Here is a 10,144-nt window from a genome sequence, read left to right as displayed (position 1 = left end):
CTATTCGATAGAGTAAGATCCCTCCAAGACGAGGAGGTAGATAGGTTCGAGGTGGAAGCATGGTGACATGTGGAGCTGACGAATACTAATCGATCGAGGACTTATCTATACATGATGTTGGCTTGTCCGATGAATTCTTATCTAGTTTTGAAAGTATATAAAAAACACTTGCATTTCGTATAAGGCATGCGTTATAATATGTCTTGTCCTTATCAAAAGAAAGTCTGGTGACGATAGCGAAGAGGTCCCACCTGTTCCCATGCCGAACACAGTAGTTAAGCTCTTCAGCGCCCATGGTAGTTGGGGGTTTCCCCTGCAAGAGTAGGACGTTGCCAGGCAAACAGTAAAAAAGAAGCTTATTAATCTATAAAATGATTAATGAGCTTCTTTTTTTATGATAGAGAGAGTATAACATAATATTCTAAAAAAAGAAGCTACTTAACATCATCCGTCTTATCGACAGTCAGTATCTCGTTTCGGGTATAATAGAAGAATGGACGGAGTTTGCCCGGTTTTTCTTATATGCATTATGGAGCGAAGTCCATTTGACCAGTAATCAATAAAAAAGCTGCAATGATCCAAAACAAAAAGAAAGACGAAGAAAGAAGGAAGGATATAATTGGAATGATCTTTTTTTCTTTTTTATTTAACAGTGCGGCAATAGATAGCAGGATACCTGCAACAGAAAGAAGGAATGTGAGGACATCTCCAATTAAGCTGCCGTTGAAAAACAATAAAAAAACAACCGATTCCTATGGTTAAGGAGAGGTAACTAATCAGGCTATGCCTTTTCGAAACCTCCTGTTTTTGTTTCACAAAATCAATCTCCTTTTCTTAATCGATCATCATTTTCCCTGATAATCATGAAAAACAATTATAGCTCATTACGATCATACAAAGTTAATTCCGATTTAATGTGTTCCCAAATGACACGATAGCCAGCATCGATAGGGTGAGAGCCTGTTGTTTGTAAGAGTTTTTCAAGGGCTACCCCTTGACTTGATGCGTAATTGGTCATGGCGTCATAATGAGAAATAAGCTGATAACCATGAGCTCGGCAGATCGATTTCACCACCTGATTGATTTCTTCGGTACCAAAATGATATCGTTCATTTTGGCCGTCAGATAGTGCGGGTGGTGGACTCATCACAATCATTTGCTCACTGTTCGCATCTACATACTCCAGAAAGCTCGTTAGATTATCTTTAAGCTCCAGTGTATTTTGACTGTCCCATCTATCGTTTGTCCCTAACATAACAAAAACCACATCTTCATCGCCAACCCAGCGCTCTTTGTGCCGGTTTGCCCATTTGGCAGATTTTCCAGAAATTCCAGCATTGACAAACTCTACATCCGGGAAAAATTCGTTAATATAATTTCTGAATAAGTTCGACCAAGAATTTGCCTCAAATCCTGCTTCTCGATATACTTCTTCTTGATTTTCAAAAATAACTTGATTAACATCTGGCATCAGTAAGTATTGCGCACCGACCCCTGCAGTTATACTGTCGCCAACTAATTTTATTTTTTCCACTTCACCATTTACTAATTTTTGATAAAAGTTACTGTATGTTTCTGGTGCCTTTGCTTCTAATTGTTCTTCTCTACTTTCCTTATCGGCAGTAAAAGGATTAATTCCTTTGACTAGGATAAAAAACAAAGCGCACAGACATAATATAAGTATGATAAATTTTTTCATTATCTTCCATCCTTATGGTATTCAAATTTCGCGTTGCCACTGCTTATTCTTTACCAATTGCCGTTATATCATGCTGCAGGGGGTAAAGTACAAGCAAAAAACCTTATAATTTAGAGGGTGGCAGTTCCTTCTGCATCTCAAATTATAAGGGGCTGACATGGATTTATCATAACACAGAAAGAAATATTGTAGAAGAAAAAAATCACTTTTTTCACGTGAAACATAAAGTCTATGATTCTTTGTATACCTTTTAATAGATCGGGTTATACTAAGTGATGGAGGTGGAAGCAATGAATGATCATAAAACCTATCACAGATGTGGTGTATGTGAGCAACGGAAAAACAATGGAATCTTCTTATATCAAATGTATTTGTGCCATGAGTGTGAGCAAGAAATTATTTCTGTACGACCAGATGAGGATCATTACTCCTATTATGTAGGTAAGTTGCGTGCTATTAATCAATCAACCTATACGATATAATAGAATCAGTAAGCGTGATTCTATTTTTTTCTATACTCAAAGAAAGAGGTGAGGGATGATTGCTAATCAACAACAGACACCATTGTATGCAGCAGTAAAACAATTTGCCGATGCCCAACCAATCTCTTTTCACGTTCCTGGACATAAAAATGGCAAACTTTTTGCAGAGCAGGGTTTGGCTGAGTTTCAATCATTACTGTCGTTAGATATAACAGAATTAAATGGACTAGATGATCTGCATGCACCAGAAGGGGTAATAGCAGATGCCCAAGAACTTGCTAGTGAATGGTTTCATTCCTTGCATACCTTTTTTCTGATCAATGGAAGTACCGTAGGGAATCTGACGATGATCTTGGCGTGTTGTCAACCAGGTGATATGGTATTGGTACAGCGAAATTGCCATAAATCGATTCTGCATGGGATGGAGCTGGCTGGGGTAAAACCGATCTTCTTGCCGCCATCTTATGACAAGCTCAAACAAAGATATATCGCACCGTCGACTAGCTCGATAAAACAGGCTCTCACTAACTATACAGAAGCTAAGGCTATTATTCTTACTTATCCAGATTATTTTGGTGATGTATTTCCTTTAAAGGAAGTCATTGATCTGGCACATCGTAGTGATACATTTGTGTTGATCGATGAGGCGCATGGGTGTCATTTCTCGCTTCCTTTTGTTTCCGTTCCATCGGCAGGGGAGTTAGGCGCAGATGTCGTGGTTCAGTCTGCTCATAAAATGACTCCAGCAATGACCATGTCTGCTTATCTTCATGTATATACATCAGCCGTACCGTTGGAGCGAGTTCACTATTATTTACAATTGCTGCAGTCAAGCAGTCCTTCTTATCCACTGATGGTCAGCTTAGACCTTGCTCGTTATTACTTGGCAAATTATACAGAGGTGCAATATAAACAGACGCTTCGATATATAAAAGCAGTTCAGGAATGTTTTGTTGCTCCTGACTACTGGGAGGTGGAAGTGAATGATGATCCGCTTAAAATGACATTGCGTATCCATGATCATCTATCAGCCAGTCAGGTTCAAGCCCTTTTTGAAGAACAAGGTATCTATCCAGAGCTTATTACGGATCGTCATGTATTATTTATATTTGGATTAGAACCAGTTTATCCATTAGAACAGCTGCAAAAGCGATTGGCAACAATCAGGGATAGCTTAAAACATATCCGTCATGCTAAAATAGATGTAGATCCATTATTTTTTGAAGAGGAAACTGTCTCTTTGGCATTATCTTATCAGCAGATGAATCAACAGCATACTCGTTGGTGTCGCTGGGAGGAAGCAGCAGGAAAAATAGCCGCTGAGGCGATCATTCCCTATCCTCCAGGTATTCCGCTGATTGCCAAAGGAGAGCGAATTAAAGGAGCCACGGTAGCGAAAATAAAACAATTATTTCAATTGTCTATTGGTTTTCAACCAAGCAATCCTCATAAAGGAATCTATGTCTATGAAGCAGCAGAAGGAGAATGAACGTGTTTATTACATTTGAAGGTGGAGAAGGCGCCGGTAAGACAACGGTTTTAAAACGAGTGGCGCAACGTTTGACAGAAGAGGGCTATCCAGTACTTGCAACAAGAGAACCAGGTGGTATTCCAATTGCGGAACGTATCCGTGATGTCGTGTTATATACGGATAATGCCCAGATGGACCCAAGAACAGAGGCATTATTATTTGCAGCAGCTCGTCGTCAGCATTTGGTTGAGAAGGTTCAGCCGGCCCTGGCAGAAGGTAAAATTGTATTATGCGATCGATTTGTTGATTCCAGTTTGGCTTATCAAGGGGCAGCAAGGGGCTTGGGTATCGATGAAGTGTTTCAAATTAATCAGTTTGCGATCCAGAACCATATGCCCGATGTGACATTGTTTTTTGATATTGAGCCGGAAGAAGGATTAAAACGAATTACTACCAACGCTGAGCGGGAACAAAATCGATTAGATTTAGAATCGTTGGCTTTTCACCGTCAAGTTTATCAAGCTTATCAAACATTAATTAAAAAATTTCCAAATCGAATCGAGAGAATTGATGCAAAATTTGATATAATAAAAGTAGAGCAAGAAGCATATAACAAAATTAAAGCACATCTTACCTAAACCAAGGGGGAGATTAAAGTGAAGTTAATTATGGCCGTAGTACAGGATAAAGATAGTAATCGTCTGATCGACGCGTTAAGTGAAAATCAATATAAAACGACCAAGCTATCCTCAACTGGCGGGTTTTTAAAGGAAGGCAATACGACCTTAATGATTGGCTGTGAGGACAAGTATGTGGAACAGGCACTCGAGGTGATCGAAGATAATTGTAGTAAGCGTGAGCAATTGGTTTCACCGGTCTCACCAATGGGTGGCAACGCAGATTCTTATATTCCACGTCCCATTAATGTAGAAGTTGGCGGGGCTACTGTATTTATCGTACCAGTTGAATCGTTCCATCAGTTCTAAAAAGGCAGGTAAGCATTGATTATGAAGATTACTCAGGATATGCGCACGCAATTAGAAGGATTACAGAAACAGGATACACAAGCACGAACAACTGGGAAACCTTTTGACACTGTCGTCAAGCAACAGTCCGCCCAGTTGCAGCAGAATCAGCTGCAGCAGTTAATGTCGGCGTTAACGGCCCAGGGTCAGAGGGTTGCTCGCTTTCGTTCCTTCAAAGACTTAGCAGCTTACAAACGGCTAGTGAAAAAGTTCGTCAAAGAAGCCGTTGATTATGGCATGGCCTTAAAGAAATCGCATAGCTTTACGCCGGACGGGGGAAATCGTCCCTTAACGATTGTGGAAGAAATCGACGATAAGTTGCTCGAATTAACCGAGTCGGTAATGGACCAGGAAAAACATTCCGTTCAGATATTAGATCTAATTGGGGAGATTAAGGGACTACTTGTTAACCTATATACATGAGCACAAGGTGGCTGGATGTCTCTGATCCATCCACCTTGGTCTTTTTAACAGAAAGTATAAAATCCTTGGTATAATAGGACTTGGAATGATGTTGACCTGGAACTTATCGGTAGTCAGTATGTTCTTTTGATGATATAAGTGGAATGCAATAATTTCTCATGGATATCGGATAGGTGCGCTTGATCCATTTATGCGTTCAACTTATATAGTAATAAAGGACCGGACGGGGGCTGTTCTAACTTTCATAGCAATATAAGATGCAGAATGACAATTGCAGGGCTAGCAAACATCAACTTCATTATCGTCATTAATTGCTGATGAGGCGGTGTAGATAGAGAACTTCAGAACACACGCACACGAAAACAAAGAACAAGTATATTTTATAGAAGAAAGTAGGCTATACCATGGAAGTACATTGGTCAGACATGCTACAGACACAGCCCATTGTCAGTAAAATGGTGATGAATAGCATCAATAAAGGACGAATATCTCACGCCTATTTATTTCATGGCGATAAGGGAACAGGGAAATTTACGCTGGCACAGCTACTTGCCATGAGTATTTTTTGTCAAGAGCGCACGGGTGTAGAACCTTGTTATCAGTGTCGAGATTGCAGGAGGATCCAGAGCGGGAACCACCCTGATTTGCATGTCATTTATCCAGATGGTGCCAGTATTAAGAAAGAACAGATTCTGCATCTCCAAAAAGAATTCACCTATACAGGACTAGAATCGAATAAAAAGGTCTATATTATTGATCAGGCTGATAAAATGACAGATAATGCCTCCAATCGTTTATTGAAATTCTTGGAGGAACCAAGTCAGCAGACGACAGCCATCTTACTTACAGAAAATAGTCAGGCCATTTTACCAACAATTCGTTCGAGATGTCAGATGCTTTCTTTTACACCGTTACAATCAAAACGGCTCGAGGAAAAATTGCAAGAAGAAGGGCTCTCCTTAGCAAATGCAAGGCTTCTGACAGCTATGACAAATAATTTGAGTGCAGCCCTCGAAAAGAGTAAGGATACTTGGTTTGCACAGTCACGAAAAATAGTGGTACAATTGATAGAAATGCTTCAACAAAATCCAAATGAAGTGCCAATTTTTGTGCATACCCAATGGATGCCACATTTTAAAGAGCGAGTACAATTACAAGAAGGCCTGGATTTATTACTCTTATGGTTTCGAGATATCGTACATTACCATTTGGATGAGTCTTCGGAGTTAGTATTTGTTCAGCATCGTGAGAAACTTGAAACAGGCAGTATGCAATGGTCTTTGGCACAAGTCACGGATCATTTGCAGGAAATCATGCATGCCAAACGAAAGCTGGAACAAAATGTGCATCCACAGTTGGTGATGGAGCAACTAACACTTCAAATACAGAGGTGAAAAATAGTGATAGAAGTCATTGGTGTCCGTTTTAAAAAAGCGGGTAAAATATATTATTTTGATCCAGATAGTACAGCGATGGAAACAGATGAATATGTCATCGTGGAGACGGTTCGAGGTGTAGAGTTTGGTAAGGTCGTTGTACCGAATAAACAGGTAGACGAAGAGGATGTTGTCTTGCCATTAAAAAAAGTGATTCGCATCGCTAATAATAAGGACAAGTTAACCGTCGTAGAGAATAAAGATATTGCCGAAGAGGCTTATCAGACTTGTCAACAGAAAATTAAAGACCACGAACTTGAGATGAATTTGGTTGATGTGGAATATACATTTGATCGAAATAAGGTCATCTTTTATTTTACGGCAGATGGTCGGGTCGATTTTCGCAACCTTGTCAAAGACTTGGCATCGGTGTTTAAAACTCGGATTGAGCTAAGGCAGATTGGTGTCAGGGATGAAGCGAAGTTATTAGGTGGTATAGGGCCATGTGGTCGTATGCTCTGCTGTTCTACTTTTTTAGGTGATTTTGAACCGGTTTCGATTAAAATGGCGAAAGACCAGAACTTATCATTGAATCCTTCTAAAATATCCGGGTTGTGTGGACGATTGATGTGCTGTCTCAAGTATGAGAATGACGATTATGAGACGGCCAAAAAAGAGCTTCCAGATTTGGGCGAAACCATCAAAACAAGCTATGGTGATGGTAAAGTAGTCGGCTTGAACATTTTAGAACGACTCATTCAAATTGAAATACCAGAAAAAGAACGCGTAGTCGAATATACTTTAGATGAATTGATAGATGAAGGAGTTATCAGTACCCAGGGCACAGAATAATGGGGTGGAAGTGACGTGAAGAAAAAGGAATTATTTGAACAAGTATCGGATATGGAAGAACAAATCGGTCAATTATATCAACAACTTGGAGATTTAAAGCAACACTTAGGAGAAATGTTAGAAGAGAATTATCGTTTAGAAATGGAGAATCATCACCTGAGACAACGATTGGATCATGAAACAGAGATACAAGAGAAGCAAGACGAAGAAAATGAGGATCCAACTGCTATTGGGGAAGGATATGATAATCTGGCAAGACTTTATGAAGAAGGCTTCCATATTTGCAATGTCCACTTTGGTAGCCCGAGGCAGGAAGGCGATTGTTTATTCTGCTTGCTATTTTTAAATAAAACGAAATAAAAGCACTTGGTGGCAAAAAGGCTGACAATAGAAGATGTCAGCCTTTTGTCTGAAAAAAGAGAAGTTATGTGACATGAAATAAGGAGTAAGCCTATGCAACTTAAAGACGATGAACGTATAGATGACTTAGTGATCGATCAATCGATGCAAATTATTCAGAGCCCCACTGTGTTTGCTTTTTCGACGGACGCGGTGTTATTAAGTGAGTTTGCCTCTGTTCCGAAAAAGCGAGGTAAGATTTTGGATTTGTGCAGCGGGAATGCCGTCATCCCGTTACTATTGGCTAGAAAAACGATTGTTCCGATTACAGGGGTAGAAATTCAAGCACGGTTATATGACATGGCCAAGCGCAGCATCCAGTTGAACCAGCTGCAAACACAGATTGATATGATACACAGTGATCTAAAAGACATGCCAGCTCATTTCAAAAACAATAAATTTGATCTAGTTACCATTAATCCTCCCTATTTTCCAACAAAAAATCAACTGCATCACAATGATAATGATTATTTAACGATTGCCAGGCATGAGATTTCCTGCTCTTTAGAAGATGTTATGGTAGCCTGCAGTAAGCTGGTAAAATCGGGAGGCAAGCTGGCGATGGTACATCGACCTTCCCGCTTTGTCGATATTATTACCTTGTTCCGCCAATATAAAATCGAGCCAAAGCGTGTGCAGTTTGTTTATCCTAAAATGGGAAAAGAAGCTAACATTCTTTTGATTGAAGGTATTAGAGACGGAAAGCCGGATTTGCGAATGCTGCCACCGCTTTATATGTTTGATGAGCAAGGAAATTATACAAAGGAACTTGAGGGGATCATGTATGACAGACAGTAGCACACACTATGTATATATGCTCAAGTGTAAGGATCACACCTTATATACAGGATACACCAATAATATCAAACGGCGTTTAGCTATGCATGAGCAAGGAAAGGGCGCAAAATATACGAGGGGCAGGGCACCTTTTGAACTGCAATTTATCGAAACATGCCCCACAAAGTCGGAGGCATTACGCCTGGAGGCAAGCATCAAACGACTGTCTCGTAAAGAAAAAGAGCAAATGATCCATGAGCATAAAGAAAGGTATGGTGGCCATGCAAATCCAGAAGAGCTATCAAAATGACAGTGCAGGAGTATTATATATTGTTCCAACGCCAATTGGAAACTTAGAGGACATCACTTTCCGAGCGTTGCGTGTACTAGAAGAGGCAGATATCGTGCTAGCGGAGGATACTCGTAATACAGGAAAGCTGTTGCATCATTTTGATCTAAAGAAGCGGATGATCAGTTACCATGAACATAACAAGGCCACCAGACAGGATCAAATCCTTGCTATGTTAGCAGAAGGACAGACGCTTGTCCTGGTAAGTGATGCCGGAATGCCGGGTATCTCGGATCCGGGCTATGAAGTGATTCAAGCGGCTATTGATCAGGATGTTGCTGTTATCGTATTGCCGGGTGCCAATGCGGCGTTGCCGGCCCTAGTCGGATCTGGTTTATCTACCTCTTCCTTTTATTTTTATGGCTTCCTCCCCCGAAAGAACAAGGAGCGTGAACAGGCATTTGAATTGCTGGCAAGCCTGGATACGACTTTTATTCTGTATGAATCTCCCCATAGGATAACGCAAACGATGGAACAGCTAGCAGAACGATTTGGTAATCGCCAAGCTTCGATTGCAAGGGAGTTATCCAAAAAATACGAAGAATATTTGCGTGGTAATTTGCCGGAACTGGCTGCATGGATAAGCGATCACCCATTAAAAGGGGAATGTTGCATTGTTATCGAGGGCAAGCAAGAGCAGCAAGAAGTGGAGTGGTGGGAATCGCTCAGTGTAAAAGCGCATGTCGAACAGATGATGAAAGAGAGAGAATGCACCAGCAAAGAAGCGATCAAACAAGTGGCCAAAACACGACAATTACCGAAAAGGGATGTATATACGGCCTATCATATTCAATAGACATAGTAAAAGCACGGTCAAACATGATGACCGTGCTTTTTTGAATCTATAGATCTCATATCAGCTAATTGCTAGATATACCACATCGTTGAATTAATCAAGTTTTTTTTGAATTTCTTCTACAAGTTCCTTGGCACCTTCTGGACTAAGCACAAGTTTGCCATTTGCTAAAGTAAAGTTATCGTCAGAAATGTCGCCTGTAATTTGACAGGTCATATTTGGTTTGTATTTCTGAAGGATGATGCGTTCGTCATCCACGTAGATTTCAAGGGCATCTTTTTCTTCAATTCCAAGTGTACGGCGAAGTTCGATAGGAATAACGACACGGCCAAGTTCATCTACTTTTCTTACGATACCTGTTGATTTCATTAAAATTTCTCCCCTTTTGATATTTTTTCGGCATAATTCGACACCTACAGCGTTATAATACCATTAGTTCCCAGTAATGTCAAACGAAATAAGTATTTTTTTTCAAATTTTTTAAAATACTTTAAA

The 10,144-nt window shown here is 40.1% G+C and carries 13 protein-coding genes, 2 rRNA genes and 1 pseudogene; 13 read left to right on the top strand and 3 right to left on the bottom strand.

What is annotated here, in order from left to right; all coding sequences use genetic code 11:
* Window positions 1-109: ribosomal RNA gene (locus tag E0E32_RS00545) — 23S ribosomal RNA — on the top strand; the annotation flags it as partial.
* Window positions 110-223: 114 nt separating this feature from the next.
* Window positions 224-338, top strand: a 5S ribosomal RNA gene (gene rrf / locus E0E32_RS00540).
* Between the two features lie 189 nt (window positions 339-527).
* Here rrf and E0E32_RS22535 read toward each other — a convergent pair.
* Together E0E32_RS22535 and E0E32_RS00530 are read right to left on the bottom strand one after the other, a co-directional pair.
* Window positions 528-816 (bottom strand): annotated as a pseudogene (locus tag E0E32_RS22535) (hypothetical protein).
* A 58-nt stretch (window positions 817-874) separates the two neighbouring features.
* Window positions 875-1,699: an SGNH/GDSL hydrolase family protein gene (locus tag E0E32_RS00530; RefSeq protein ID WP_066185770.1), complete on the bottom strand. Its 825-nt coding sequence runs from the start codon at window positions 1,697-1,699 to the stop codon at window positions 875-877.
* 290 nt (window positions 1,700-1,989) lie between these two features.
* On the opposite strand from E0E32_RS00530, the gene E0E32_RS00525 reads away from it, so the two are divergent.
* The 11 genes from E0E32_RS00525 (at window position 1,990) to rsmI (ending at window position 9,649) form a co-directional block, all read left to right on the top strand.
* A complete protein-coding gene (locus E0E32_RS00525; RefSeq protein ID WP_066185767.1) occupies window positions 1,990-2,181 on the top strand; it encodes a sigma factor G inhibitor Gin in 192 nt (63 codons plus the stop codon).
* 55 nt (window positions 2,182-2,236) lie between these two features.
* Entirely contained in the window at window positions 2,237-3,670 is a 1,434-nt protein-coding gene (locus E0E32_RS00520; protein ID WP_066185764.1) for an aminotransferase class I/II-fold pyridoxal phosphate-dependent enzyme, read from the top strand.
* Window positions 3,667-4,290 (top strand): dTMP kinase, encoded by a 624-nt coding sequence (gene tmk, locus E0E32_RS00515; RefSeq protein ID WP_066185761.1) that lies wholly within the window; start codon window positions 3,667-3,669, stop codon window positions 4,288-4,290. The genes E0E32_RS00520 and tmk overlap by 4 nt, the downstream gene beginning before the upstream one ends.
* A gap of 18 nt (window positions 4,291-4,308) precedes the next feature.
* On the top strand, window positions 4,309-4,638 hold the full coding sequence (darA, locus tag E0E32_RS00510) for a cyclic di-AMP receptor DarA (RefSeq protein ID WP_066185758.1): 330 nt from the start codon (window positions 4,309-4,311) through the stop codon (window positions 4,636-4,638).
* A gap of 21 nt (window positions 4,639-4,659) precedes the next feature.
* Window positions 4,660-5,100, top strand: coding sequence for a YaaR family protein (locus tag E0E32_RS00505; RefSeq protein ID WP_066185755.1), 441 nt, complete (start codon window positions 4,660-4,662; stop codon window positions 5,098-5,100).
* 404 nt (window positions 5,101-5,504) lie between these two features.
* Window positions 5,505-6,494, top strand: a complete 990-nt coding sequence (holB, locus tag E0E32_RS00500; RefSeq protein WP_066185751.1) for a DNA polymerase III subunit delta' — start codon at window positions 5,505-5,507, stop codon at window positions 6,492-6,494.
* A gap of 6 nt (window positions 6,495-6,500) precedes the next feature.
* A complete protein-coding gene (locus E0E32_RS00495) occupies window positions 6,501-7,328 on the top strand; it encodes a PSP1 domain-containing protein (RefSeq protein ID WP_066185746.1) in 828 nt (275 codons plus the stop codon).
* A 51-nt stretch (window positions 7,329-7,379) separates the two neighbouring features.
* Window positions 7,380-7,688, top strand: coding sequence for a DNA replication initiation control protein YabA (gene yabA / locus E0E32_RS00490; protein ID WP_392388577.1), 309 nt, complete (start codon window positions 7,380-7,382; stop codon window positions 7,686-7,688).
* Window positions 7,689-7,781: 93 nt separating this feature from the next.
* Window positions 7,782-8,525, top strand: coding sequence for a tRNA1(Val) (adenine(37)-N6)-methyltransferase (locus E0E32_RS00485; RefSeq protein ID WP_066185740.1), 744 nt, complete (start codon window positions 7,782-7,784; stop codon window positions 8,523-8,525).
* Entirely contained in the window at window positions 8,512-8,814 is a 303-nt protein-coding gene (locus E0E32_RS00480) for a GIY-YIG nuclease family protein (RefSeq protein ID WP_066185737.1), read from the top strand. The genes E0E32_RS00485 and E0E32_RS00480 overlap by 14 nt, the downstream gene beginning before the upstream one ends.
* On the top strand, window positions 8,759-9,649 hold the full coding sequence (gene rsmI, locus E0E32_RS00475; RefSeq protein WP_350308610.1) for a 16S rRNA (cytidine(1402)-2'-O)-methyltransferase: 891 nt from the start codon (window positions 8,759-8,761) through the stop codon (window positions 9,647-9,649). The genes E0E32_RS00480 and rsmI overlap by 56 nt, the downstream gene beginning before the upstream one ends.
* A 93-nt stretch (window positions 9,650-9,742) precedes the next feature.
* Here rsmI and abrB read toward each other — a convergent pair whose 3' ends face one another.
* A complete protein-coding gene (abrB, locus tag E0E32_RS00470; protein ID WP_066185731.1) occupies window positions 9,743-10,018 on the bottom strand; it encodes a transition state genes transcriptional regulator AbrB in 276 nt (91 codons plus the stop codon).
* Between the last annotated feature and the right edge of the window lie 126 nt (window positions 10,019-10,144).

Source organism: Gracilibacillus phocaeensis (assembly GCF_900626275.1).
In the GTDB taxonomy this organism is placed as follows: Bacteria; Bacillota; Bacilli; order Bacillales; family Amphibacillaceae; genus Gracilibacillus; species Gracilibacillus timonensis.
This window is presented reverse-complemented; position numbering and strand designations above follow the sequence as displayed.

Bases quoted from the DNA above. Each gene is read 5' to 3' on its own strand.
- E0E32_RS00480 (WP_066185737.1), top strand. From the start codon at position 8,512: ATGACAGACAGTAGCACACACTATGTATATATGCTCAAGTGTAAGGAT.
- rsmI (WP_350308610.1), top strand. From the start codon at position 8,759: ATGAGCATAAAGAAAGGTATGGTGGCCATGCAAATCCAGAAGAGCTAT.
- tmk (WP_066185761.1), top strand. From the start codon at position 3,667: ATGAACGTGTTTATTACATTTGAAGGTGGAGAAGGCGCCGGTAAGACA.
- yabA (WP_392388577.1), top strand. From the start codon at position 7,380: ATGGAAGAACAAATCGGTCAATTATATCAACAACTTGGAGATTTAAAG.
- E0E32_RS00525 (WP_066185767.1), top strand. From the start codon at position 1,990: ATGAATGATCATAAAACCTATCACAGATGTGGTGTATGTGAGCAACGG.
- E0E32_RS00505 (WP_066185755.1), top strand. From the start codon at position 4,660: ATGAAGATTACTCAGGATATGCGCACGCAATTAGAAGGATTACAGAAA.
- abrB (WP_066185731.1), bottom strand. From the start codon at position 10,018: ATGAAATCAACAGGTATCGTAAGAAAAGTAGATGAACTTGGCCGTGTC.
- E0E32_RS00530 (WP_066185770.1), bottom strand. From the start codon at position 1,699: ATGAAAAAATTTATCATACTTATATTATGTCTGTGCGCTTTGTTTTTT.
- E0E32_RS00520 (WP_066185764.1), top strand. From the start codon at position 2,237: ATGATTGCTAATCAACAACAGACACCATTGTATGCAGCAGTAAAACAA.
- E0E32_RS00485 (WP_066185740.1), top strand. From the start codon at position 7,782: ATGCAACTTAAAGACGATGAACGTATAGATGACTTAGTGATCGATCAA.
- holB (WP_066185751.1), top strand. From the start codon at position 5,505: ATGGAAGTACATTGGTCAGACATGCTACAGACACAGCCCATTGTCAGT.